Source organism: Actinomadura sp. CNU-125, assembly GCF_001942465.1.
Lineage (GTDB): Bacteria > Actinomycetota > Actinomycetes > Streptosporangiales > Streptosporangiaceae > Spirillospora.
Genome location: NZ_MKJY01000032.1, coordinates 1 through 24,251, shown reverse-complemented (window position 1 = coordinate 24,251; position 24,251 = coordinate 1). Strand labels below are relative to the sequence as shown.

Annotated in this window: 25 protein-coding genes and 3 pseudogenes; 11 read left to right on the top strand and 17 right to left on the bottom strand. The window is 74.1% G+C overall.

The window, feature by feature from the left end; translation table 11 throughout:
- Positions 1-10: 10 nt before the first annotated feature.
- The 8 genes and pseudogenes from BJF79_RS04870 to BJF79_RS66505 form a co-directional block, all read right to left on the bottom strand.
- The gene (locus tag BJF79_RS04870) at positions 11-541 is read right to left on the bottom strand and encodes a cupin domain-containing protein (RefSeq protein ID WP_075895207.1); all 531 of its coding nucleotides are present in this window, start codon (positions 539-541) and stop codon (positions 11-13) included.
- Entirely contained in the window at positions 534-866 is a 333-nt protein-coding gene (locus tag BJF79_RS04865; RefSeq protein WP_075895205.1) for a TcmI family type II polyketide cyclase, read from the bottom strand. The genes BJF79_RS04870 and BJF79_RS04865 overlap by 8 nt, the downstream gene beginning before the upstream one ends.
- Before the next feature lie 178 nt (positions 867-1,044).
- Positions 1,045-2,763: an acetyl-CoA carboxylase carboxyltransferase subunit alpha gene (locus tag BJF79_RS04860; RefSeq protein WP_075895203.1), complete on the bottom strand. Its 1,719-nt coding sequence runs from the start codon at positions 2,761-2,763 to the stop codon at positions 1,045-1,047.
- Positions 2,764-2,782: 19 nt separating this feature from the next.
- Positions 2,783-3,655, bottom strand: coding sequence for an NAD(P)-dependent oxidoreductase (locus tag BJF79_RS04855; RefSeq protein ID WP_262401543.1), 873 nt, complete (start codon positions 3,653-3,655; stop codon positions 2,783-2,785).
- 5 nt (positions 3,656-3,660) lie between these two features.
- A complete protein-coding gene (locus tag BJF79_RS04850; protein WP_075895201.1) occupies positions 3,661-4,041 on the bottom strand; it encodes a TcmI family type II polyketide cyclase in 381 nt (126 codons plus the stop codon).
- Positions 4,041-4,771 (bottom strand): annotated as a pseudogene (locus BJF79_RS04845) (SDR family NAD(P)-dependent oxidoreductase). The gene BJF79_RS04850 and the pseudogene BJF79_RS04845 overlap by 1 nt, the downstream one beginning before the upstream one ends.
- 106 nt (positions 4,772-4,877) lie before the next feature.
- A complete protein-coding gene (locus BJF79_RS04840) occupies positions 4,878-5,300 on the bottom strand; it encodes a hypothetical protein (protein WP_075895199.1) in 423 nt (140 codons plus the stop codon).
- A 71-nt stretch (positions 5,301-5,371) separates the two neighbouring features.
- Positions 5,372-5,536: pseudogene (locus BJF79_RS66505) on the bottom strand (permease prefix domain 1-containing protein); the annotation flags it as partial.
- Between the two features lie 274 nt (positions 5,537-5,810).
- Between BJF79_RS66505 and BJF79_RS04835 the strand changes: the two are divergent.
- The 8 genes from BJF79_RS04835 to BJF79_RS04805 all read left to right on the top strand — a co-directional run bounded on the left by BJF79_RS04835 (position 5,811) and on the right by BJF79_RS04805 (position 12,320).
- Positions 5,811-7,082, top strand: a complete 1,272-nt coding sequence (locus tag BJF79_RS04835; protein ID WP_075895197.1) for an NTP transferase domain-containing protein — start codon at positions 5,811-5,813, stop codon at positions 7,080-7,082.
- Between the two features lie 12 nt (positions 7,083-7,094).
- Positions 7,095-7,790: a PIG-L deacetylase family protein gene (locus BJF79_RS04830; protein ID WP_083733169.1), complete on the top strand. Its 696-nt coding sequence runs from the start codon at positions 7,095-7,097 to the stop codon at positions 7,788-7,790.
- The gene (locus tag BJF79_RS04825; RefSeq protein ID WP_075895193.1) at positions 7,787-8,701 is read left to right on the top strand and encodes a hypothetical protein; all 915 of its coding nucleotides are present in this window, start codon (positions 7,787-7,789) and stop codon (positions 8,699-8,701) included. Before BJF79_RS04830 ends, BJF79_RS04825 begins: the two co-directional genes overlap by 4 nt.
- 107 nt (positions 8,702-8,808) lie before the next feature.
- Entirely contained in the window at positions 8,809-9,987 is a 1,179-nt protein-coding gene (locus BJF79_RS04820; protein ID WP_075895213.1) for a nucleotide disphospho-sugar-binding domain-containing protein, read from the top strand.
- Entirely contained in the window at positions 9,984-10,802 is an 819-nt protein-coding gene (locus tag BJF79_RS04815; RefSeq protein ID WP_075895191.1) for an SDR family NAD(P)-dependent oxidoreductase, read from the top strand. The genes BJF79_RS04820 and BJF79_RS04815 overlap by 4 nt, the downstream gene beginning before the upstream one ends.
- Positions 10,799-11,788 carry a beta-ketoacyl synthase N-terminal-like domain-containing protein gene (locus BJF79_RS04810; protein ID WP_316043265.1) on the top strand — a complete coding sequence of 330 codons (990 nt, stop codon included), beginning with the start codon at positions 10,799-10,801 and terminating at the stop codon, positions 11,786-11,788. Before BJF79_RS04815 ends, BJF79_RS04810 begins: the two co-directional genes overlap by 4 nt.
- Positions 11,680-12,033: a hypothetical protein gene (locus BJF79_RS65235; protein ID WP_316043264.1), complete on the top strand. Its 354-nt coding sequence runs from the start codon at positions 11,680-11,682 to the stop codon at positions 12,031-12,033. Before BJF79_RS04810 ends, BJF79_RS65235 begins: the two co-directional genes overlap by 109 nt.
- On the top strand, positions 12,030-12,320 hold the full coding sequence (locus tag BJF79_RS04805) for an acyl carrier protein (protein ID WP_075895189.1): 291 nt from the start codon (positions 12,030-12,032) through the stop codon (positions 12,318-12,320). The genes BJF79_RS65235 and BJF79_RS04805 overlap by 4 nt, the downstream gene beginning before the upstream one ends.
- 61 nt (positions 12,321-12,381) lie before the next feature.
- On the opposite strand, the gene BJF79_RS04800 is transcribed toward BJF79_RS04805, so the two are convergent.
- The 7 genes from BJF79_RS04800 to hsaA form a co-directional block, all read right to left on the bottom strand.
- Entirely contained in the window at positions 12,382-13,611 is a 1,230-nt protein-coding gene (locus BJF79_RS04800) for a multicopper oxidase family protein (protein WP_262401542.1), read from the bottom strand.
- Positions 13,612-13,990: 379 nt separating this feature from the next.
- Positions 13,991-14,329: a hypothetical protein gene (locus BJF79_RS58495; protein ID WP_075895187.1), complete on the bottom strand. Its 339-nt coding sequence runs from the start codon at positions 14,327-14,329 to the stop codon at positions 13,991-13,993.
- Complete coding sequence (locus BJF79_RS04790; RefSeq protein ID WP_075895186.1) at positions 14,251-15,519, bottom strand: bis-aminopropyl spermidine synthase family protein; 1,269 nt, start codon at positions 15,517-15,519, stop codon at positions 14,251-14,253. Before BJF79_RS04790 ends, BJF79_RS58495 begins: the two co-directional genes overlap by 79 nt.
- Before the next feature lie 60 nt (positions 15,520-15,579).
- Positions 15,580-16,167: a hypothetical protein gene (locus tag BJF79_RS66500; protein WP_410050049.1), complete on the bottom strand. Its 588-nt coding sequence runs from the start codon at positions 16,165-16,167 to the stop codon at positions 15,580-15,582.
- On the bottom strand, positions 16,098-16,730 hold the full coding sequence (locus tag BJF79_RS66495) for a Rieske 2Fe-2S domain-containing protein (RefSeq protein ID WP_410050048.1): 633 nt from the start codon (positions 16,728-16,730) through the stop codon (positions 16,098-16,100). The genes BJF79_RS66500 and BJF79_RS66495 overlap by 70 nt, the downstream gene beginning before the upstream one ends.
- Positions 16,727-18,460 (bottom strand): FAD-dependent oxidoreductase, encoded by a 1,734-nt coding sequence (locus BJF79_RS04780; RefSeq protein ID WP_262401541.1) that lies wholly within the window; start codon positions 18,458-18,460, stop codon positions 16,727-16,729. The genes BJF79_RS66495 and BJF79_RS04780 overlap by 4 nt, the downstream gene beginning before the upstream one ends.
- Positions 18,461-18,517: 57 nt before the next feature.
- Complete coding sequence (gene hsaA, locus BJF79_RS04770; protein ID WP_262401540.1) at positions 18,518-19,891, bottom strand: 3-hydroxy-9,10-secoandrosta-1,3,5(10)-triene-9,17-dione monooxygenase oxygenase subunit; 1,374 nt, start codon at positions 19,889-19,891, stop codon at positions 18,518-18,520.
- Between the two features lie 139 nt (positions 19,892-20,030).
- On the opposite strand from hsaA, the pseudogene BJF79_RS52795 reads away from it, so the two are divergent.
- Both BJF79_RS52795 and BJF79_RS04750 read left to right on the top strand, forming a co-directional pair.
- Positions 20,031-20,859 (top strand): annotated as a pseudogene (locus tag BJF79_RS52795) (IclR family transcriptional regulator).
- Positions 20,860-21,028: 169 nt separating this feature from the next.
- Positions 21,029-21,838, top strand: coding sequence for a tyrosine-protein phosphatase (locus BJF79_RS04750; protein WP_143219700.1), 810 nt, complete (start codon positions 21,029-21,031; stop codon positions 21,836-21,838).
- An 84-nt stretch (positions 21,839-21,922) separates the two neighbouring features.
- On the opposite strand, the gene BJF79_RS04745 is transcribed toward BJF79_RS04750, so the two are convergent.
- On the bottom strand, positions 21,923-23,047 hold the full coding sequence (locus BJF79_RS04745; RefSeq protein ID WP_075895182.1) for an LLM class flavin-dependent oxidoreductase: 1,125 nt from the start codon (positions 23,045-23,047) through the stop codon (positions 21,923-21,925).
- A 96-nt stretch (positions 23,048-23,143) separates the two neighbouring features.
- On the opposite strand from BJF79_RS04745, the gene BJF79_RS04740 reads away from it, so the two are divergent.
- Positions 23,144-23,719, top strand: a complete 576-nt coding sequence (locus BJF79_RS04740) for a PadR family transcriptional regulator (protein WP_075895180.1) — start codon at positions 23,144-23,146, stop codon at positions 23,717-23,719.
- 42 nt (positions 23,720-23,761) lie between these two features.
- On the opposite strand, the gene BJF79_RS04735 is transcribed toward BJF79_RS04740, so the two are convergent.
- Positions 23,762-24,251 (bottom strand): flavin reductase family protein (locus tag BJF79_RS04735; RefSeq protein ID WP_262401539.1); only part of this gene is annotated, 490 nt, incomplete at its 5' end.

Here is a 24,251-nt window from a genome sequence, read left to right as displayed (position 1 = left end):
TCGTCGCAGATCACCACGTCCGCGCCGTCCTCGCGCGCGCCCGGGGCGACCACCCCGCGCCGGTCACCACGACCCGGCGGCCGCCGCTGGGACGGGTCATCCCGTGCCTCCGGACCTCGGGCCCCGACTCGGCCGGGCCGGCGGGGCTCGGTGTCGACGTGCCCGAGCTCGGCCGCGGCGCCAGCGGGGACAGGTGGAAGACGGCGAACGCCTCGTCCGTCCCGGGGTTGGTGACGCGGTGCCGCACGTTCTTGGGGATGAGCACGCCCTCCCCGGCGGGCACCGTCAGCTCGCGGTCGCCGTCGACGCGGACCCGCAGGGCGCCGCGCACGACGTACAGGAACTCCTCGGAGTACGGGTGGTAGTGCTCGGCGACGAACTCGTCCGGCCGCAGCGTCAGGTCGCCCATGAAACCCGACGTGCACTGCACCGTCTTCGGGCTGAGCAGTACGCGGATCTCGCCGCCGCGGCGGCGGTTGACGGCCGCGTCGGCGCGGGCGAACGTCCGCGCGGCGGCCGCGGTCTGCACGTCGTCAGCCATTCCGGCCCGCCTCCCAGGTGTAGAAGGGAATCGCCATGGCGTCCTTCGGCTCCTTCCAGCCCGGGTCGTACGGGCTGACCTGCTCGGCCAGCCGCGTGTTGATGTCCTCGTACAGCGGGTGGCTGCGCGCCTTGTAGAGGTCGGGGGTGATGTCGTCGTCGGCCTCCACGAGGTGGAAGTACAGCTCGTGGAAGCGGAACAGGGTCCGGCGGGATACGCCGATCATGTGCGGCAACTCGCTCGCGTCCGACTCTGCGAAGATCTTCGCGACGTTGTCGGCGTTCCCGGGTTCCATCCGGGCGACGATCAGTGTCCGGTGCGGCACGGCTGTCTCCTCTCCTCGCGACCGTCCCAGGCTCGCCCGGCGGGGTGGCGACCCGGTCGACGCGGACTGGAGCCGGGCCGTCCAGCGGCGCACCAGAACGCCGCGACCGCGCGCGAAGGCCCCGTGGCCGGGGGACCACGGGGCCTTCCGCCCGCCGGTGCGGGGACGGGCGGGCGGTTCAGGTGCCGAAGCGGCGGAACCGGCGGCCGCGCTCGGCGACGAGCCGCGCGGGGTCGACTCCCCGCGAGCGCGTCGAGCGACTCCAGCAGCCGCGCCGCGCAGCAGCGCGCGCCGCGGCGGGGTCGGCGTGCGCGCCGCCCGGCGGCTCGGGGACGACGGCGTCGACGATCCCGTGCCGCAGCAGCTCCCGCGCGTCCAGTTTCAGCGCCCGCGCCGCCTCGGGCGCGGCCGTCGCGTCGTTCCAGAGGATCGCCGCGCAGCCTTCGGGGCTGATGACGGAGTACACGGAGTTGCGCAGGGCCAGCACCCGGTCGGCGACGCCGAGCGCCAGCGCGCCGCCGCTGCCGCCCTCGCCGGTGACGACGGAGACGACCGGCACCGGCAGCCGCGACATCAGCCGCAGGCTCTCCGCGATGGCGATGGACTGCCCGCGCCGTTCGGCCTCCAGCCCCGGGTAGGCGCCCGGCGTGTCGATCAGGTCGACCACCGGGACCCGCAGCTTGGCCGCCGTCCGCATCAGGCGCGCCGCTTTCCGGTACCCGGCCGGGGTGGCCATGCCGAAGTTGCGCGCCGCCCGGTCGCGGGTGCTGTGCCCCTTCTCGTGGCCGATGAGCATCACGGTGCGGCCGTCCAGCGTGCCGAGCCCGCCGACGATCGCCGGGCAGTCGCCCGTCATCCGGTCGCCGTGCAGTTCCTGGAAGTCCTCCAGGAGGTAGCCGGCGTAGTCGAGCGTCGTCGGCCGGTCGGCGTGCCGCGCGAGCCGCACGGCGTCCCAGGCGTCCCCGGCGGGCACCTCCTCGGCCCGCCGCAGCAACCCCGCGCCGGACGCGGTCGCCGTGGCGGCCGGGGCGGTGATGTCGGGTTCCCCGGCGGGGCGTTCGGCGGGGCGGGCGGCCCACATGCGCAGGAGGCGGGCCAGGGCGGGGCGCAGGGCGGAGCGCTGGACGACGCCGTCGACGAGGCCCTCGGCCAGCAGGAACTCCGCGGTCTGGAATCCCTCGGGGAGCCGCTGCCGGATCGTCTGCTCGATCACGCGGGGTCCGGCGAAGCCCATCCGGGCGCCGGGCTCGGCGAGGATGACGTCGGCGAGCGTGGTGAACGACGCGGCCACGCCGCCGTAGGTGGGGTCGGTGACGAGGGTGACGGTCGGGACTCCGGCCTCGTCCAGGTCCGCCATCGCGCGGCTGGTCTTGGCCATCTGCATCAGCGAGAGCGCGCCCTCCTGCATGCGCGCCCCGCCCGACGCGGTCACCAGCAGCAGCGGCGTCCGCTCCCGCAGGGCCAGCTCCATCGCGCGGGTGAGGCGCTCGCCGACGGCGCCGCCCATGCTGCCGCCGAAGAACCGGAAGTCCATGATCGCGGCGATGAGGGGGTGTCCCTGCACGGTTCCGCGCACGCACAGGACGCCCTCGTCGACGCCGCGCGCGCGGGCCCGGTCGAGCTCGGCGGCGTAGCCGCCGTGGGACGTGGCGAACGACAGCGGGTCGTCCGGGACGGCCGGGACCGGCAGCGGCGCGACCGAGCCCGGGTCGAGGAGCTGCGCGGCGCGCGGTTCCGGTTCGACCCGCCCGTGCGCGCCGCACGACGGGCACACCCGCAGCTCGTCCTCGTACCGGGCGCGGTACACGAAGCCTCGGCAGGAGCGGCAGCGGAGCCAGTCCGTCGGCCGGTCCGCGGGCCGGTCCAGGAACGCGGGGCGCTCCGGGGCGACGGTCATCGGCGGCCTCCCGGGGCGCTCAGCTCGACGACCGCGGCGGCGTCCCGGTCGCCCGCCGCCGCGCGTCCACGACGTCGGCGTACCGCTGCGCCGTCCGTTCCGTCAGCGGCAGCGTGACGCCGTTGTCGTGCGCCGCGCCGACGGCCAGCCGCATGTCCTTGGCCATGAGCCGCGCCCGGAACCCGGCCGGACGGTACTCGCCGGTGCGCATGAACTCCGCGCGGAAGTTCAGCACGGGCGACCGCCAGCCGCTCTTCTGCACCGCCGTCAGCAGCAGCTCCCGGGAGATGCCGGCGTGCTCGGCGAAGGCGACCGCCTCGGCCAGGCCCGCGGTCATCACGCCGAGGAGGAGGTTGAACGACAGCTTCAGCGCGCCGGCCCGTCCGGTCTCGCCGAGGTAGAGGACGCCCTGGCGGCCGAGGGCGCCGAGCAGCCCGCGGGCCCGTTCGACGTCCTCGCTCGCCCCGGCCGCGAACACCCGCAGGTCGCCGCTCTTGGCCATCTGCGGGTTGCCGATGACGCACGCCTCCACCCGGGCGACGCCCATGGCGGCGAGCCGGTCGGCGGCCTCCCGCGCGTACGCGGGCGACAGCGTCGACATCTCCACCAGGAGGGTGCCGGGCCGCAGCGCGGGCGCCAGGTCGCCGAAGACGACCTTCTCCACGGCGTCCTCGTCGCTGAGGCTCACCACGACGACGCCGGCGTCCGCGGCCGCCTCGGCCGGGGAGTCCGCGCCGCGTGCCCCGGCCTCGATCAGCGGCTCGGCCTTGGCCCGGGTCCGGTTGTAGACGGTGACGTCGCGGCCCGCGGCGAGGAGGCGGTGGGCGACGCCGCCGCCGATGCCGCCGAGGCCGATGACCGCGACGCCGGTCCGGTCGTCCGCTCCGGTCACCGGGCTCACCGTCCCGTGCCGAGCGTGTCGGCCGACAGCTGCGACACCGAGCGCATCAGGGCGTTGCGGAAGTACTCGGCGAACGCCTGCGGGCTCTTGGTGTCGCGCTCCTCGGTGAGGTACGGCTGGAGCTTCTCCTCCAGGGCGTGCACGCCGGGCTGCATGGACATCTTGCGCGCGACGGCGGCAAAGTCGCCCTCGTAGTGGATGACGCGGACCATGACGTCGTCCTTGATGAACACGCCGGTGCCGAGGAGGGAGCCGACGACGCCGCCGTCGTCGTCGTGCAGGTCGGGGGTCTCCACCCGCTTGAAGTTCGCGAAGATCTCGGAGATCTCCTCTTCGTGTCCCGGCTTGACCCGGTAGGTGATCGCTGCGTAGGGCATCACATGCCTCCGTCCACATCGAGGGTGATTCCGGTGACGCACCTTGCGTGGCCACCGGCCAGGTACAGGACGGCGTCGGCGACGTCGTCCGAGGTCGCGAGCCTGCCGAGCGGCGACATCGCCCGCAGCCGGTCGTGCAGTCCGGGCGGGAGCCCGTCCTCGATCGGGCCGGGCGCGACGGTGTTGACGCGCACGCCGCGCGGCCCGAGCTCCTTGGCGAGGACCGGGTGAGGCCGATCACGGCGGCCTTCGCGGCCCCGTGGTGGGCGGCGCCCGGCCGTCCGCGCAGCGCGCCGGCCGCGCCGATGTTGACGATCGAGGCGTCCGCGGCCACCAGCGGCAGCACGGCCCGCAGCACGCGGAACGCCGCGGTGACGCTCGTGTCGAGGACCCGCCGCCATTCCGCCTCGGCCAGCTCCGCGAAGGGCGCGGAACCGTCCACGCCGACGTTGTTGACGACGACGTCGAGTCCGCCGAGCGTGCTCGCGCACACGGCGGCGAGCCGTTCGAGGTCGCCGGTCCGCGTCACGTCCGCCCGTACGACGGCGGGACGCCCGACGGTGTCGGGCAGGTCCGCGACGAGGGCCTCGGCGGCCTTCTCGTCCCGGTGGTAGCACGTCACCACCCGGGCCCCGGCCGCCGCGAAGGCACGGACGGTGCTGCGCCCGACTCCGCGGGTCCCCCCGGTGACGAGGACGCGCCTGCCGCGCAACGCTTCATCGACGGGCATCGGCCCCACCTCCGCAGTCGTCCGTGACCATCACGCGAACAGCGTGCGGGACGGATCTCGCGGAGGGCTGGAGTCCGGATGGTGGGCGGGTCGGGCCCGCCCGCGGTCAGGATTCGCGGACGCGGAATCCGCGGACGGCCGCGGCGCGGCACGAGCTCCACGCCGAGCCCGCGACGTAGCAGGTCGGCAGGATCCACAGGAAAAGCTGCTGCAGCAGCCCGAGGGGGTCGGTCATGCTCTCGGCGAGCATCCCCGGCACCAGCGCGACCAGCAGGAAACCGATGATGCTCTTGATGACGAGCGCGGCGAACGCGAAGACGCCGACGACGCCGACCATCATCGGCCGGATCGCGACCCAGCGTTCGCCCCAGCCGAACGCGACGATCGCGGCGATGCCGACGACGAGCGTGAAGTACTGGAACACGTCGAGGGCGTTCGCGAGCGTGGTGTAGCCGGTGACCAGGTCGGCGTCCGTGCCGATCGCCTTCGGGTCGTTGGTCCAGGCGAACTGGGCGACCAGGGTCTGCACGATGACCAGGAAGGACAGCAGCCAGGCGGTGCGGCGGCCTGCGCGTAGCTCAGCTCGCGCTGCAGCCCGGACGCGACCTGCCGGACGGTGCCGAACTCGGCGAGCGCGGCCTTGGCGGCCTCGTCCTCGCCGAGCCCGCCGTCCATGTGCGCCTCGATCGCGTCTTCGAGGCCCTCGCGCAGCTCGCTCACCATGTCGGCTCTGGCCTTGGACGGGCCGAGCAGGGCGCGGTCCATCGACCGGAGGTAGCGTTCGATCTCCCGGCGCCCCGATCCGCACGCGTCGAGATCGAGGTCATCGGCCCGCGAGCGACCCATGCAACCTCCGCGGCGATTGGGACCGGGCAACGACCGTCCCCCATCATCGCTCATCGCACCGGGAGCGTCGACCGCGACGGCGGGCGACCCGTCCGCGAGTTGCGCTCGATCGGAGCACCAGCCCCGCCGCCGATGCTCGGCGCAGAGCGACGACCGCCGTCGCGCAACGAAGCCGCGTAACGAAGGGGCCCGCATGAGCCGACCACGATCCACGCGGACGGTCCTGTTCTGCCGCCCGCATCCGCCCAACGCGCCCGGACCGCTGACCGACGTGTGCGGACGGCCGATGGCCGCGCACGCGCTGTCGGGCACCGATTGCGACGAGGTGCTCGTCGTCGGGGCCGATGAGGAGACCGCGGCGCGGCTGCGCGACCTCGACGGACGCTGCGAACCCTGGCGGGGACGCACCGCCGGCGCGCTGCGCTCCGCCGACCGCGCCATCGTGCTGATGCTGCGCGCCGACGCGCCGCTGCTGACCGCCGAGAGCGTCGAACGCCTGCTCGCGCCGCTGCGCGAGGGCAGGTACGCGGCGGCCCGGCTGGGCGCGGCGTGGGCGTTCGCCGGGGACGTCCTCGACTCGGTGCTCGACGACCCGGCGCTCGACGATCACGCGCTGGACGATCCGGCGCTCGGCGACCCCGGGGAGGTTCCGGCCGCCGTGGCGAAGCTGCTGGAGGCGTCCGGTGTGCCCGTCGCGGCCCCGGAACCCGAGCCCGGGGACGGGCTGACCGTGACCGGGCAACCGGAGCTGGCCGCGGCGCGGCGCGCGATGCGCGACCGGATCGTCCGGCTCCGGATGAGCGAGGGCGTGACGGTCCTCGACCCGGAGACGACGTGGATCGGCGCGGACGTGGTCGTCCGTCCCGGCGCCACGCTGCTGCGCAACACCGAGCTGACCGGCGGGACGGTCGTGGAGTCCGGCTGCACCATCGGGCCGGACTGCACGCTGATCGGCACGACGGTCGGCGCGGGCACCCGCATCCGCTCGTCGACGTGCGAGAACGTGGCGATCGGCGCCGACAACGACGTCGGCCCGTACACCTACCTGCGGGGCGGGACCCGGTCGGGACGCGGCGTCATCATGGGCTCGTTCGCGCACATCAAGGCGACCGTGATCGGCGACGACTCGAAGGTCCCGCACTTCGCCTACCTGGGCGATGCGGAGATCGGGGCGCGCTGCAACCTGTCCGGGTTCACCGGCACGGTGAACCACGACGGGGTGCGCGCGCACCGGACCACCATCGGCGACGACGTGATGATCGGGGCGGGGACCGCGATGGTCGCGCCGATCTCGATCGGCGGCGGCGCGTACACCGCCGCGGGGTCGCTGCTGACCAAGGACGTCCCGCCCGGGGCGCTCGCGATGACGCGGGTCCGGCAGCGGCACATCGAGGACTGGGTCGAATCGACGATGCCCGACAGCCCGGCGGCACGGACCGTCCGCGGCCTGCGGGTGGGCGAGTAGGACGGATCGACCGTGCGTCCCCCCTGTGTGCTGGCGGTATTCGCCCATCCCGACGACGCCGAGCTCGCCTGCGGCGGCACCCTCGCGAGCTTCCGCGACGGCGGCTACGACGTCCACATCCTCGCCCTGACCGACGGCTCGAACAGCTCGGTCCCCCGCCCGCAGGACCGCAGGCGGGAGGCCGAGGCCTCGGCCGCGATCATCGGCGCGACCATCACCATCGAGGACCTGCCGGACGGCGAGGTCCGGGTGGCCGGGCCCACGTTCGCGAAGGTCGAGCGGTGGATGCGCGAGCTGTCCCCGGACGTCGTGATCACCCACTTCACCAGCCCGCTGCCGCTGGACGACCACCAGGACCACCACGCGACGGGACTGGTGGCCACGACGCTCGCCAAGCGCGCCATCACCCCGCAGCTGATCATCCAGGGCGAGCCGCCGGTGCTGAACGCCGGGTTCACGCCGAACTTCTTCGTGGACGTCTCGGAGTTCATGCCGAAGAAGCTGGCGGCGATCGCCCAGTACGAGTCCGAGTCGTCCAAGCCCTACATGCGCGAGAACGCGATCATCGCGCGCGCCACCTGGTGGGCCCGGCAGGCCAAGGTCCACGAGGCCGCCGACGACGCCTGCTACGAGGCCTACATGCTCATCAAATGCCGCTCCACGAATCCGCACATGCTGGTGCACGGCCAGAAGGAGAAGGTGCTATGAACACCGACCGCAACGGCGACCACCTGCTGACCCGGCGGACCGCGCTCGGCGCGGCGCTGCTCGGCGGCGCGCTGACCGTCACGTCCGGCCTGGTCCCGGGCGGGAGCGGACGGGCGGAGGCCGCCACCGCCGGGCTGTTCGACCCGCCGCCCGTCCTGGACATCGAACTCACCGACGAGGGGTTCGCCTTCCCCGCGCCCAACCCGCGGCCCGCGGGCCTGGTGACGATCCGGGCGACGACGCCGGTGCCCGCCGGGCACTTCATGGGGCTGGGCGCCGCCCGCAACGGCATCTCCCTGGAGGAGGGGATGCGCCTGTTCTGGATGAGCCAGTCCCCCGACCCGGAGGTGGCGATCCCCGCGCTGCGCGCGCTGTACCGGGACGTCGAGTTCTTCGGCGGCACCGGCGTCTTCCCCGGCACCGACCCGATCGCGGCGACCGTGCACCTGCCCGCCGACACCTACTACGGGATCGACGGCCCGATCGTCGAGACGCTGAACGTCTCCGACGAGTACCGGCCGGCGATGCCGCCCCGCGTGCACGGCGCCGTCCGCATGGTGGAGCACGGCGACCGGACCCGGTTCCGCGCGCCGCGCAAGATGCGCGCGAAGGGCAGCTACCTGGTCGTCAACCACACGTCGCAGCCGCAGGAGTGCGTGTTCGTGGGCGTCGCGCCCGGCACGACCGACCGCGACATCCAGGACTACTACGACGCGCCCGAGGGCGAGAAGCCGCCGTACCCGCTGCAGACGCAGGTGGGCGGGCTGATGGCGATGTCGACCGGGCACATGGCCGTGCTGCACTACGACTTCCCGCCCGGCCTCTACGCGATCCTGTCGTTCTACCGCAACCCCGACACGGCCGTTAAGCGCGCCGAAGAGGGCATGCACCAGGTCGTCGAACTCGTCTGACGCCCCGGCGCCCCCCGCTCCGTCTCATCTGGTTCGCCTCGTTCCACCGGACGGCCTTCCGCCTTCCGTCTCCGCTTCCGAATCCTTGGAGGTCCAACGTGCGCATCATGCTCGCGACGTGGCCGACCGCGTCGCACTTCTTCTCACTGGCGGGGCTCGGCTGGGCCCTGCGGTCGGCGGGGCACGACGTGCGCGTCGTCTCCGCGCCCGGCATCGAGAGCGCGGTCCTGCGCTCCGGGCTCGCGCTCACCGTCACCGGCCCGCGGCTCGACCCCGGCAAGGTCTGGGACGGGTTCCCCTACCGGCCCCCGGCGGGGATGGACGAGGACGAGCACGAGCGGCAGCGCTCCGCCCGCGCGTTCGAGATGTTCGCCATGGGCGCGCGGGAGACGGTCGGCGACGTCGTCGGCTTCGCCCGGTCCTGGCGGCCCGACCTGATCCTGTTCGAGCCCCGCATGTACGCGGCGCTGAAGGCGGCGCGCGTCCTCGGCGTGCCCGCCGTCCGGGTGCTGCCCGGCCCCGACTACACCTTCACCCGGCTCCCGGCCGAGCGGGACGCGCTGGCCGGCCTGTGGGACCAGATCGGGCTGGACGACCCCGACCCGTTCGGCGACCTCACGCTCGACCCGTGCCCGCCCGGCCTGCAGGTCGAGGACGGCGGGGCGGTCCGCCGGCAGCCGGTGCGGTTCGTCCCCTACAACGGCCCGGCGGTGGTGCCGCCGTGGCTGGAGGAGCCGGCCGCGCGCCCGCGGGTGTTCACGAGCCTGGGCACGCTCGTCGCGACGGTGATGGGCAACATGAACCTCGTCCACGAGGTGATCTGCGCGATCGCGGCGCTGGACGTGGAGGTGCTGGCGGGGGTGTTCTCCGACCAGCGCGACCCGCTCGGCGCGCTGCCGGACAACGTGCGGCTGGTGGAGGACATGCCGCTGCACCTGATGCTGCCCGGCTGCGCCGCGGTCGTCCACCACGGCGGTGCGGGCACGCTGCTGACCACCATGGCCGCCGGGGTGCCGCAGGTGGTGCTCGGCTCCGTCGGCGACACCGCGCTGTCGGCGCGGCGGCTCGCCGCGACCGGGGCGGGCATCGAGCAGTGGGCGTGGACGGCGACGCCCGACCGGATCCGCGAGCTCGTCGCCGAGCTGCTCGGCGGGCCCGGCCACCGGACGGCGGCGGTGCGGCTGGCTGGACGCGAACGCACGCTGCCCACGCCCGCCGAGGCGGCCGGGATCCTCGAAGGGCTGGCGGCCGGGCGGGGCGCCGTCCCCGCGGGGGCCGCGTCATGAGACCGACCGCCCTGGTGACCGGGCGCGTCCAGCGGGATCGGGGAGCGTTCGCCCGGGAGCTGGCCGCCGCCGGGACCGACCTGGTCCTGGTCGCCCGGCACGCGGACCGGCTGGAGGCCGTGCGCGCCGAGCTGACCGGGCGGTGCGGGGTGGCGGCGGAGGTCCTGGCCGCGGACCTGCTCGACCCGGCCGGACGGGCCGCGGTGGAGGCCCGGCTCGCCGACCCCGCGCGTCCCGTCGACGTGCTGGTCAACGGGGCCGGGCTGCTCGGCGCGGTCGGCGCGCTCGCGCTGCAGGGCGCCGACGACGAGGAGGTCAAGGTCGCGCTGAACGTGACGGCGGTCGTCCGGCTGACGAACGCCGTGCTGCCCGGGATGGTCCGGCGGGGGCGCGGGCGCGTGGTGAACATCGCGTCGATGGCGGCGTTCATGCCGTCCCCGGGCGGCGCCACCTACTCGGCGTCGAAGGCGTTCGTGACGTGCTTCAGCCGGGCCGTCCACGAGGAGGTGGGCCCGCTGGGCGTGCACGTCACGGTGGTGTGCCCGGGCGCGACGCGGACGGCCGGGCGGGCCGCGTCCGGAAGTCACCGCAGCCGGATGGGTCCGCTGCTGGAGCCGGACGAGGTCGCCCGGCGGGCGCTCGCGGCCGTCGGCGCGGGCCGTCCGGTGTGCGTGCCGGGCGGCGCGTACCGGGTGCGGGCCGCGATCGCCCGGCACTGTCCCGGCGGCGTGTACCGCCGCCTGTTCCAGCGCGGCTGGCGGGAGCGGACGGCCCGTTCCCTCACCGCGGCGCTGACCGTGGAGGCGGACGGATGAGCGCGGCGAGCGTCGTCACCGGCATCGGGGTGGTCGCCCCGAACGGGCTGGGGACCGAAACGTACTGGTCGGCGGTGCTGGAGGGGCGCAGCGGGATCGGGCCGATCACCCGCTACGACTCCGACTTCCCGGTGCGGTTCGCCGGGGAGGTGTCCGACTTCGCGGCCGCCGACCACGTGCCGAGCCGGCTGATCTCGCAGACCGACCACTGGACGCACATGGGCCTGGCGGCGGCCGGGATGGCCCTGTCGGACGCGCGCGTCGAGCCGTCGGAACTGCCGGAGTACTCGATGGCGGTCGTCACCGCCAGCTCGTCCGGCGGGACGGCCTTCGGGCAGCGGGAGATCGAGCGGCTCTGGAGCAAGGGGCCGCGCTGGGTAGGCGCGTACCAGTCGATCGCCTGGTTCTACGCCGCGACGACCGGCCAGATCTCGATCCGGCACGGGATGCGCGGGCCGTGCGGGGTGATCGTCGCCGAGGAGGCGGGCGCCCTGGACGCGATCGCGCAGGCGCGGCGGCTCGCGGGGACGGAGGCGGCGGTGGTGGTGACGGGCGGCACGGACGCCTCGCTCTGCCCGTACGGGCTGGTCGCGCAGTTCAGCAACCGGCGGCTCAGCCGCCGCGCGGACGCGGCGCGCGCGTACGTCCCGTTCGCCGCCGACGCCTGCGGCTACCTGCCGGGCGAGGGCGGCGCGATGCTGATCGTGGAGGCCGCCGAGCACGCGGCCGCGCGGTCGCGCCGCAGCGGTACGGCGAGATGCCGGGCACGGCGCGACGTTCGACCCGATCCGGAGTCGGGGCGCCCGCCGGGGCTGCGCCGGGCGATCGAGCAGGCGCTGGACGCCGCGGGCCGCGCGAGCGCGTCGACGTCGACGTGGTGTTCGCCGACGCGGTCGGCGACCCCGGACTCGACCGGATCGAGGCGGCGGCGCTCGCCGCGGTGTTCGGCCGGTCCGGGGTGCCGGTCACCGCGCCGAAGGCGCTGACCGGCCGGTTGTACGCCGGTGCGGCGCTGGACGTCGCCACCGCGCTGCTGAGCATCCGGGACGGCGTCGTCCCGCCCACGCCCGGGATCGTCCCCGCCCCCGAGCACGGGATCGACCTGGTCACCGAGCCGCGGCACGGCGACGTGCGCACGGCGCTGATCGTCGCGCGAGGCCACGGCGGGTTCAATTCGGCGCTCGTCGTCCGCGGCCCGCGCACCGGAAACGGAACCGGAGGTTCCCGATGACCCTGCCCACGACCGCACCGGCCGGCGTTCCCCCGGACACCGGCGGGCTCGACGCCGAGACGATCGGCGACTGCCTGGCCCGGCTGGTCGCCGACGAGACCGACGGGCCGGCCGACGTCGACCCCGACGAGACGTTCGAGGAGCTCGGCCTGGACTCGCTCGGCGTGGTGAACGTCGCGAACCGGGCCGCGGCGGAACTCCGCATGACGATCAAGCCGGTCCTGCTGTACGACTTCCCCACCATCGATTCGCTCGCGCGGCGCCTGGCGGAGGGCGACGGCGGCTGAGCACGGGAGAGCCCCGGCCGTCCGCGGACGGCCGGGGCTCCCGCGTGCCCGGGGACGCGCGTCACTCGACGACTTCGAGCTGGGCCATCATCCCCATCGAGGAGTGGTCGAGCAGGTGGCAGTGGTACAGGTACCTGCCCGTGTAGTCGTCGAACCGCACCCGGAAGCGCACGTGCCCGCCGACGGGCACGCCGACCGTGTCCTTCCAGCCCCGCTCGTGGCCCTCCAGCGGCCGGTCGCTGCGCTCCAGGACCTGGAAGTGGGTCCCGTGCAGGTGGACGTTGTGCGGGATGCCCATCGGGTCCTCGTTGCGGACCGTCCAGATCTCGGTCTCGCCCCGCCGGACGGTCGCGTCGATCCGGTGGTGGTCGAATATCTTGCCGTCGATGACGAAGGCCGGGATCGTCATGTCGAGAGAGAACTTGACCTCGCGCTCCTTCGCGGCGGGCCCGAGGTCGTGCATCGGGCGCAGCCGGTCGGGGACGCGGCTGTGGTCGGCGGCGCCGCGGACGACGTCGAACCGCATGACCTGCCGGGTCTCCTCGCTGGAGTCGAACGCGGTGTTCTCCAGGACGATCTTCGTCCCGACGCGGTACCGGCCGAAGTCCACGACCACGTCGACCCGCTCCCCCGGCGACAACTCCACGGACGTGGCGGGGACCGGCGCGGGCAGCAGCCCGCCGTCCGACGCGATCTGCACCAGCTCGCCGCCGTCGTCGAGGCCGAGCTTGAAGTACCGCTCGTTCGAGGCGTTCATCAGCCGCAGCCGGTACTTGCGGCGCGACACCTCCATGAACGGCTGCGGGCGGCCGTTGACCAGCAGCGTGTTGCGGTACCGGAAGTCGTCCATCTCGAACAGGAGCTGCCCGTCGTCGTCGAACCGCGCGTCCCGCATCATCAGCGTGACGTCGTGGCGGCCGGACGGCAGGCGCAGCGCCCGCTCGGCGGGGTCCTCGATCAGGTAGGCGCCGGAGAGACCGCGGAACACCATCTCCGCCTCGGTGTGGTGCGAGTGGTCGTGGTACCAGAGCGTCGCGCCCGGCTGCCGGTTCGGGTACCGGTACGTCCGCGCGGCGCCCGGCTCGATCACGTCCATCGGGTACCCGTCGTGGTCCGGGTGGACGTGCCCGCCGTGCAGGTGGACGACGGCGTCCTGCGACAGCGCGTTGACCTGCGTGATGACGGTGCGGCGGCCCGACTTCGCGCGGATCGTCGGGCCGGGGAACGAGCCGTGGTAGGTCAGCACCCGGCTGCGGCGGCCCGGCAGGATCTCGGCCTCGGTCTCGCGCATCACCATCGTGTAGTAGTCGGTCGTGCGGGTGCGCAGCCACGGCCGCAGCTCCGGCGGCAGGGTCAGCGGCCGCGTGAACGGCCCCTCCGCGTGCCGCGCGGCGCGCGGTCGTCCGCGGGGCGCCGAGCGCCGTCCCCCCGAACGCGGCCGTGGTCACCAGTCCGGCGCCGCCCGCGGCGCCCAGCTTCATCGCGTCTCTCCGGCTGAGCATGGCGATCCCCTGATCCTCTTCTCGGTGGCAGGTGGCCGAATCGTCCCGCCGGGAGTTAGAGGATCGGTCGCCGCGCCCTCGTGCGGCCGTGGGCGTGCCGTCCGCCCTAACGTTGATCTGCGGCGTGTTGCCCTTATGGGCGCCCGAGTTAGGGCAACACGCCGCAGATCAACGAACCACGGTGAAGTCGTGCTGGGCGTCGTCGGCGGCCAGGGCCTTCAGGCGGTGCGCCGGGAGTTCCAGGACGGTGACGTCGCGCGCCCACGCGGGGACCTCGGCGCGGGCCTCGCGCTTGGTGAGCCCGCGGGTGCGCATCAGCACGTCGCGCCAGGCGTTCGCGGCCTTCCCGTGCGCGCGGTCCATCAGCGTGCGGGCGAGCGTGCCGGACGGTGCGCGGCGGACGGCGTCGACGTGCGTCCCCCGGGCCGTCAGCTCGTACACGGGCGCGAGGATCTCGGCGGCTTCGGCGATCGAGGCCGCGTCGGCGGCACCGGCGGCGGTGAACACCCGGACGTGCTCGGCGCGGGTGGCGAGCAGCACCCGGACGAGCGCGGGTTCGAGCCCGGGCGGCAGCGCGATCGCGGCGCGGCGAACGGTCGCGGCGTAGGGCTTGCCGAGCCAGGTCGCCAGCCGGGCCCGCGGGACGTTCGGCAGGACGTCGTTCGGCCAGGGGCCGACGAGCACGTCCGGCGCGAAGCCGTCGACCGGGGCGGGACCGAGGCCGCCGCCGACTCGATCGACTGCGGGCCGTGCGTGTAGATCGCGGCGGCGAACCGGTCGGCGCGGGCGACGGCGGCGGGCAGCGTCTTCGTGGTGGGCCGCAGCACGTACAGGTCGGCGGCCGACCCGATGGCCTCAGCACCGAAGTAGCGGTTGAAGTCGGGATAGATGGCCTCGGAGAGCAGGTTCAGTTCGCTCAGCGCGTTCTGCACCTTGAGGGCGAGCGCCGGGGTGAGGTCACCGGCGCCGTAGGCGAGCAGGACGCGGCCCCGCCCGGGGTCGCGGAGGCCCTCGACGGCGCGGGCGACGAACAGGCCGACGCCGTCCGGGGTGTAGGGCGGGTCGGTGACGGCGACGTCGGCGTCGCGGGCCGACGGCGGCAGGCCGAGGCGCAGGTCGGCCCAGCGGGTCCGGACGTCGAGGCCGAGCCGCCGCGCTTCGGCGTCGATGTAGGCGAGGACGCGGTCGTCGATGTCGACGACGGTCGTCCGGACGTGCGGGTGGATCAGGCCGACGGCGAGCGAGGTCAGGTCGTGGTCGCCGACGCACAGCAGGTGCGAGCCCGGCAGCCAGAAGCGGGCGCCGAGGAACAGCGCCCGGCGGACGGCGGTCTCGGGCGTCGCCGACACGTGGTCGAGTTCCCGCCGCCCCCGGGGCGCGCGGGCGATCAGGTCGGCGAGCCGCTCGACGGCCGGGGCGTGCGCGGGCAGCAGGTGCCCGACGGGGTCGGCCGGGACGGACGGGTGCGCCGCGTCCAGCGCGGACAGCTCGGGCGTCGGCGCCAGCCGGTAGCGGTCGCCGGACCGCTCGACCGGGACGGTCGCGCAGCAGCGCCTCGATCCCGCGGCGCGGCGCGGCCGTCCCGCGGACCAGCTCGGCGCGGGTGCGCCACCCGCCGGTGAGGAGGGCGAGCGCCGCGTGGACGCGCACCGGGTCCATGCCGTCCACGGCCGGCGGCGCCGCGCCCCCGCGATCATCGTCCGCCCCGGGTTCGTCCATCGGGGCAGTTTATTGCCCGTGATCGACCGGCCGGGCGCTCACGTCCGCCGCGACGCCGGGATCATCGAGAACGAGACGCCGTCGGCGACGTTCCCGGCGACCTCCCGCTCCCACGTCTCGACGGCGCGGGACGTGTCGATCTCGAACTCGAACCGGTTCGTCATCTCGGGCGTGACGTCCTCGACGTCCACGTAGAACTGCTCGTACCAGCGGCGGAGCTGGTAGACGGGGCCGTCCTGGTCGCACAGCAGCGGGTTGTCGATCGGGGCCTTGTTCTTCCAGATCTCGACGTCCTGCATGAAGCCGAGCCCGACGCCCTCGGCGACCTGCGCGGCCATCGCGTCGGCCTCCTCGTCGGACATCCCGGGGAACTTCTTGACGATCGCGCCCCACTGCAGCATGAAACTGTTGGACGTGATCGGGTAGTGGCAGTTGATCAGCACGGTCTCGACCGTGACGCCCTCGGCCTCGTTCCACAGGTAGTCGATCATGTAGGACGGGCCGTAGTAGGCCGCCTCGGACCGCTGGTCGATCTTCTGGTCGGCGGGGCCCGGGATCATCCCCAGGTGCGCGTCGTCGCGGGACGTCCCGTCGAAGTACTGGGTCGCGACGTGCCCCTCGAAGATGTTCTTGAAGTACGTCGGCAGCGCGTAGTGGACGTAGAAGAAGTGCGCCATGTCGAGACGTTGTCGACGATCTCGCGGCAGTGCGAGTTCTCGACGCGGAGCGTGTTCCACGTCCAGTCGCTCCACTCGTCGCTGAACGCGCCCTCGATGCGCGGGATCGTCACCTCCGGCGGCGGCGGGTTGCCCTGCGGGTCGTTCCAGACGAACAGCTGCCCGTTCTCCTCCAGCGTCGGCCAGGAGGCGGTGCGGGCCGCGCGGGGGACGCGCTTGGCGTACGGGATGCCCGCGCAGCGGCCGTCCCCGCCCCAGCGCCAGTCGTGGAACGGGCACGCGATCGCGTCGCCCTTGACCGTGCCCTGCGTAAGGTTCCCGCCCATATGGGGGCAGAAGCCGTTCAGTACGTGCAGTCCGCCGCTCTCGCCCCGGAACACGACGAGCGTGGTGCCGAACGCCTCGACGGCGTGCGGTTCGCCGTCCCGGAACGAATCGGCCGGGCCGAGGCAGTGCCAGCCCCGGGCGAACCGCGCGGGCGGCGGCGCGGCCTCGATGACACGGTGGTTCATGGCTTTCCTCCTTGTGCGACGGGCTTGCGCTCCGCGATGTGGGTCGCGGCGGCGTAGCCGAACGTCATGGCGGGTCCGATCGTGGCGCCCGGCCCCGGGTAGGTCTCGCCGGTCACGGCGGCCGAGCAGTTCCCGGTGGCGTACAGGCCCGGGACGGGGGTGCCGTCCGCGCGCAGGACGCGCGCGTCGGCGTCGGTGACGAGGCCGCCCTTCGTGCCGATGTCGCCCGGCACGACCCGGACCGCGTAGAACGGGCCCTTGTCCAGCGGCGCGAGGTTCGGGTTCGGCAGCGTCGGGTCGCCGTAGTAGTTGTCGTAGGCGCTGTCGCCCCGCCGGAAGTCGGCGTCCGCGCCCGCGCGGGCGAACCCGTTGAACCGCGCGATGGTCGCCTCCAGCTTCGCGGCGGGAACGCCGATCGCGGCGGCCAGCCCGGCGGGCGTCGCCGCCGTCCGGACGGCGCCGGTCTCGTGCCAGCGCTTCGGGAACTTCTGGCCGGGGAACAGCCCGACGACGATGTAGCGCGACTTCGCCCGCGCGTCGACGATCATCCACGAGTTCATCGCGGGCTCGCCGTGCTCGTACATCCGGTCGACGAACTCGTGGTACGGCAGCGACTCGCGCACGTACCGCTCCCCGTTCCCGTCCACGATCACCATCGCGGGGACGGCCCGGTCGGCGACGAGGAAGAACGGCGGGCCGTCCGGCGCCGGGACCGACGGCGCGCCCCACACCTTCTCCATCAGGTCGACGGCCGCGCCCGCGCGCAGGCCCGCGAGCAGCGTGTCGCCCGTCTGCCCCTCGGCTGCGTGCGTCCAGTCGGTCGTGGTGGGCGCCGGGAGGTACTTCTCGCGGAGGTCCTGCGCGTGCGAGAACCCCCCGGCGGCGAGGACCACCCCGTGCCGGGCCCGCACGGTCACGTCCCGTCCGCCGCGCCGCACGCGGACGCCGGTTACGCGCCCGTCCTCGATCACCAGGTCGCGGAACGGGCTGTTCAGCCACAGCTCGCCGCCCGCCTCGGCCAGCGCCAGCCGGAGCCGCGCGACGAGCGCCTCGCCGAGCGAGAGCAGCCTGCGGCCGGTGAGCAGGGCGCCCGCCGCGCGCAGCCCCACCCGGACGGCGGTGCGCTTCCCCTTCCACGTGCGGGTGACCATGTTGAGCTTGCCGAAGTCGGCGGACGTCATCGTGAGGCCGTAGGTGGGGAGCCCGGCGCGGCGCATCCGCGCGAACTCGGGGCCCAGCTTGCGGCCGTCCACGATGCGCGGCTCCACCGACCGTCCCTCCGGCTTCCCGCCCGGAAGCTCCGGGTAGTAGTCGGAGTAGCCGGGGGTGTAGACGAACCGCACCCAGCGCGTCCGGTCGTGCAGGTAGCGCAGCATCTCCGGACCGCGCGCCAGGTAGGCGTCCTTGCGTTCGGCGGGCACCCGCTCCCCCACCGTCGCGTCCAGGTAGGCGCGGGCGTTCTCGGGGGTGTCGCGCTGCCCGGCCTCCTCCAGGTACAGGTTGTTCGGCACCCAGATCGCGCCCCCGGACAGCGCCGTGGAGCCGCCGAACCGTCCGGTCTTCTCGACGACGACCGCCGACAGCCCGCGCAGCCGGGCGGTGAGGGCGGCGGTGAGCCCGCCCGCGCCGGAACCGACCACCACGACGTCGTACTCGTGCTCCCCGCCGGTCCCGTCCGCGTCCGCACCGACCGCGCTCATGTCGGCCGGGTTCATGTCGGCTGGGTTCATGTCGGCTGGGTTCATGTCGGCTGGGTTTTCGTCCACTTGGTCCATGTGCTTCTCCGGCTAGGCATCGGCCACGGCGTCGTGGCCGGGGTGGCGGGCGCCGCGGCGGCTGAGCGGCGGGCCGCCGCCGTCGCGCGCGGCGGGTTCCCGGACGGTGCCGATCACGATCAGATGGTCGCCCGCCTCGCGGACGTCGGCAACGGTGCGGTCGGCCGCGGACCGTCCGGTCTCGGCCACCATCGGCCGTCCGGCGGCGTCGTCGGGGGCCGTCACAGCATCACGTCCTCGACGTCGAAGCCGAGCGCGCCCCGGCCGTACAGGGAGAGCGCGCGCTCCGGGTCGTTGACGGCGTGGACGCGGCCCGCGTGGGCGTCGCGCCAGGCGCGCGACGGGGTCGCCCTCGCCGAGGGCGCGGCCGCCCGCGTTCTCGAACAGCAGGTCGACGGCCCTGATCGCGCGGGCGGTGCCGAGCACCTGGTCGCGGCGGGTGCGGAGCCGCAGCTTCAGGCCGAAATCGCGGCCGGCCTCGGCGTCGGCCATGAGGTCGCGGACGTTGCGGTCCATCAGCGTCCACGCGGCGTCGATCTCGCTCGCGGCGGTGGCGATGCGGACGTGCGCGTGCGGGTCCTCGGCGACCTTCTGGCCGCCGTAGGAGACCCGGATCCGGTTCCGGGTGGCTTTCAGGTGGGCGTCGAGTGCGCCCTGCGCCATCCCGGCGATCGGCATGCTGATCGTGGTGCTGAACACCGCCGCGTACGGCAGCTTGTAGAGCGCCCCGGTGTTGAGTTCCTGGCCGGGGCAGGCGAGGGCGGACGTGTCGGCGAAGCTGAGCGTGCGGTGCTCGGGGACGAACGCGTCCTCGACGACGATGTCGTTGCTGCCGGTGCCGCGCAGGCCGATCGTGTTCCAGACGTCCTCGATCCGGTAGTCGGCGCGGGGCAGCAGGAACGTGCGCATGTCGGGCGGGCCGCCGTCCGCGTCGTGGATCAGCCCGCCGAGGAACACCCAGTCGGCGTGGTCGCAGCCGGACGAGAAGCTCCACCGGCCGTCCAGCCGGAACCCGCCGTCGACGGGGGTGACCGTGCCGGTCGGGGCGAAGGACGAGGAGACGCGGGCGTCCGGGTCGGCGCCCCACACGTCTTCCTGGGCGCGGACGGGGAACAGGCCGAGCTGCCACGCGTGGACGCCGACGACCGACGCGACCCAGCCGGTCGACCCGCAGGCCGCGGCGATCTCCCGGACGGCCTCGTAGAACTCCGCCGGGTGGGCCTCGCGGCCGCCGAACGCCTTCGGCTGCAGCAGCCGGAAGAACCCGGCGTCCGCGAGTTCCTTGACGGTCGGCTCCGGGATCCGCCGCGCCGCCTCGGCCTCCGCCGCCCGCGCGGCGATGCCGGGCAGGAGGTCCCGGACGACCCGGAGAACCTGTTCGCTCATGCTCGCTCCTCGCTCCCGCGCCGGGTGATGCGGATCACTCGGCGGCTTGCGAGCACGCTAGGCGAGGTGTTCCAATTAGAAATACGACCTTCCCGGTCACCGGGAAGGTCGATCGGGACGGGGAGAAAGGAACCACCCCATGCCGGCACCCGCAGCGGCGACCGCGCCGCCCCTGGAGTCCTCGATGCTGGCCCGGGCGGCCCGCATCCTGTACGCGTTCACCACGACCACGCCGGAGCTGTCGATGAGCGACGTCGTCCGGCGCACCGGGCTGCCCCGCTCCTCGGTGCACCGCATCATGGACCAGCTCGTCCGGCTCCGGGCGCTGGAGCGGACCGGCTCCCGGTACCGGCTCGGCCTCGGGCTGCTCGAACTGGGCGCGCTCGCGGCGCACCAGAACCGGCTGCGCGAGACGGCGCTGCCGCACCTGCGCGCCCTGCACGCGGCGACGGGCGCGATGGTGCACCTGGCGGTACTGGACGGCCACGAGATCGTCTACCTGGAGAAGATCGGCGGCCCGGCGGGCGGGCGCGTGCCGTCCCGGCTGGGCGGCCGCCAGCCCGCGTACTGCACCGGCGCGGGCAAGGCGATCCTGGCGTTCGCGGACGCGGACCGGCTCGCCGAGGTGCTGGCCGCCGCTGCCCGCCCGCACCCCGTTCACGATCACCGGCGAGCGGGCGCTGCGCCGCGAGCTGACGCGGATCCGCGAGCACGGCGTCGCCTTCGACCGGGAGGAGGGCCACCGGGGCATCGCGTGCGTCGCCGCTCCGCTGCGCGACGCCGGGGGCGTCCCGGTCGCGGCGATCTCGATCTCCGGGCCGCCGCCGAAGATGGACCCGCAGCGGCTCGTCCCGCCGCTGCTGACGACGTCGCGGGCGGTGTGGCGGGCGCTGTTCGAGCCCGGCCGGCGCCGGGCGGGCGCGCCCCCGGCGGCCGCTTCCGGTTTCCCGGTGATCGGGAAGGGGTGACGCCGGGGCCGTGCGACGCTCCTTACGTTGAGGCCGTTTTCGCCGGTCACGACCCTGGGAGCCCCCATGCGAAGAACCCCCGTCATCGCCGCCGCGGTGCTGGCCGCGCCGCTGCTGACCAGTACCGGGCGCGCACGCGGCGCCGTCCGCCCCGTCCGCCCCGCCCGGGATCGTCCGGCACCACGACCGCGCGTCCGGGCTCGTCGACGGCACGATCAACTTCCGCGACCTCGGCGGGTACAGGACGTACTTCCACGCGCGCGTCCGGCCGGGCGTGCTCTACCGGGCGGACGCGCTGAACCACGTCACCGACGCGGGCCTGCGGGAACTCCGGCGGCTGGGGGTCGAGAGCGTCGTCGACTTCCGCACGCCCCTCGAAACCTCGACGGACGGTCCCGACCGGCTGCCGGACGGCCTGCGCGTCACCGCCCGCCCGATCGGCGACACCGGCATGTACGCCACCGTGAACGCGGCGATCGGGTCGAAGGATCCGGCGCGGCAGCGCGCCGTTCTCGGCGACGGGCGGGGCGCCGCGATCATGCGGACGCTGTACCGGAGCTTCGTCACCGACCCCGCGTCGGCCGCGTCGTTCGGCCGCACGCTGCGGGAGGCGGCCGACCGGTCGGAGACGCCGCTGGTGTTCCACTGCACCAGCGGCAAGGACCGGACGGGCTGGATGAGCTACCTGCTGCTGCGGGCCGTCGGCGTCCCGCACCGCACGGCCATGTACGACTACCTGCTGTCCAACGAGTACCGGGCCGAGGCCGACGCGGCCGTGCGCGCGCGCCTGGAGTCCTCCGGATACATGCAGGACGCCGAACTGCTGAAGCCGATCCAGGACGTGCGTCCCGAGTATCTCGGGGCGGCGCTGGAGGAGGTCCGCCGCGAGTACGGGTCGGTGGAGCGCTACCTGCGCGAGGGCCTCGGCATCGACGGCCGCACCCGCACCCGGCTGCGGCAGAACCTGCTGGCGCGGTGAGCCGCTGAGCGCGTGCGACGAGGCCGCCGGGCGCGTCCCGGCGGCCTCGCGCGGTCGCGGTTCAGTTCAGGTCGGGGGCGCCCGTCATCGCGTCTTGTTCCGGAAGTGCGGCAGGACGGTCTCGCCCCACTGCCGGATCGTCTCCATGGCCACGTCCTGCGGGACGGTGCCCATCTGGACCAGGCACATGATCTCGTCGACGCCGATCTCGGCGAGCCGCTCCACGTACTCGATGGCGTCGCGGGCGGTGCCGTAGGCGTGCTCGGCGTTGAACGCGCCGGTGTCCTGCGGGCGGGCCGGGATGTTCGCCTCGTTGAGCTTGGCGACGAGCGCCTCCTTGTCGCGGGCGAGCGCGGCGATGTTGTCGTCGTCCTCGGTGTCCTCGGCGGGCGCGGGACCGTTGCCGTACCAGTGCGCGATGGCCTCGGCGAAGAACCGCTGCCCGCGCGCGCCGATCCGCAGGGCGCGCTCCGGGTCGTCCAGGACGATCGTGGGGCAGAGCGCGACGAACTTGTCGTTGGTGTCGGGGCTGACGAGCCGGTCGGCGCCGCGGGTCCGGATCGTCGCGTGGTAGAGGTCGTGCATCTCCCGGACCTCGTCGGGGCCGGCGAACCCCATCACGAGCGCGCCCACGCCGAGTTCGGCGGCGAGCTTGACGGTGTCGCGCTTGCTGCACGCCATGTAGAGCGGCGGGTGCGGCGTCTGGACGGGACGCGGCATGATCTTCGCGGGGCCGACGTCGAGCAGGTCGGTGTGCCAGTCGATCTCGTCCTTGCGCCACGCGTTGGCGAGGAACCGCAGCGACTCCTCCATCTGCGGGTAGGTGTCGGACGGTTTCACCCCGTACATCCCCATCTCCATACGGGTGGAGCCGCGGCCGCCGCCGACGTCGAGGCGTCCGCCGGACAGCGCGTCCAGCATGCCGACCCGCTCGGCGACCCGCACCGGGTGGTTGTACCGGAACGGCATGCAGACGACGCCGTGCCCGATGCGGATGCGGGACGTCTTGGCCGCCACCCACGACAGGAAGATCTCGGACGCCGTCATGTGCGCGTACCGCTCCAGCCCGTGGTGCTCGACGGCCCAGACGCGGTCGAACCCCATCTCCTCGCCGTAGACGGCCTGCTCGACGCAGTCGAGGAGCACCCGGCGCTCGCGTTCGGGCGTCGGGTGCGCGAGCTGGGCCTCGAAGATCATCGAGAACTCCATGGGGACCTCCTGTATTTCGATTAGGAATACTTCTAACAGATATATAGTGCGGGTGCTACATCACGACCCGGTAGGCGGGAGCGCTAACCTGGCCGGGTGAGCGAGAAGCCCGACCTCCCGAACCTGCCGCCGACGAGCTGGGCCGTCCTCGGGCTGCTCTCGTTCGGGGAGGAGCTGTCGGGCTACGACCTGAAGAAGTGGGCCGACTGGAGCCTGAAGTTCTTCTACTGGAGCCCCTCGTTCAGCCAGATCTACGGCGAGCTCAAGCGGCTGGAGAAGACCGGCTACGCGACGTCCCGGGTCGAGCTGACCGAGAGCACCCGCGGCAAGCGCGTCTACGCGATCACCGAGGACGGGCTGGACGCCGTCACCCGCTGGGCCCGCGAGTCGCCCGTCGAACCGCCCGTCCTCAAGCACGGCGTGATGCTGCGCGCCTGGCTCGGCCATCTCCTGACGCCCGAGCGGCTCCGCGAGGTGCTGGAGGAGCACGGCGCCTACGCCGCCAAGATGGTCCGGCGGGCGGAGGCGGACGCCGCGGGCGCCGCGGAGGTCGCCGAGTGGGCCTATCCCGAGCTGGTGCTGCGCTGGTCGGCGCGCTACTACGAGGCCGAGCGCGAACTGACCCGCAAGATGCTCGCCGACCTCGACGAGCTGGCGGCCCGCGAGGACTGACGGCCCGCGAGGGCCCGCGGCTCACGACCGCCGACGGGCCGGTCACGCCGCCGGGACGCCGAACCCGCCCCGGAAGAACAGCAGCGGCCCGGCCGTCCGGACGGACGCGAGGTGCCGCACCCGCCCGATGACGATCGTGTGGTCGCCACCGGGCAGCTCGCGCTCGACGTCGGCCTCGATCCAGGCGAGGGCGCCGTCCAGCAGCGGCGAGCCGTCCGGGCCGGGCGTCCAGGACACCCCGGCGAACTTGTCGCGGCCGGCCATCGCCCGGCACAGCTCCCCCTGGTCGGCGGCCAGCACGTTCACCGCGAACCGTCCGGCGGCGCGGATCCGGGGCCAGGTCGTCGAGGCCGCGGACGGGCAGAAGCACACGAGCGGCGGGTCCAGTGACAGCGACGCGAACGACTGGCACGCCATCCCGACCGGCTCGCCGCCGTCCACCGCCGTGACCACGACGACGCCGGTGCAGAACGTGCCGAGCACCCGCCGCATCCGCTCCCCGTCGACCCGCCCCGCCGTCTCCCCCGCCGAT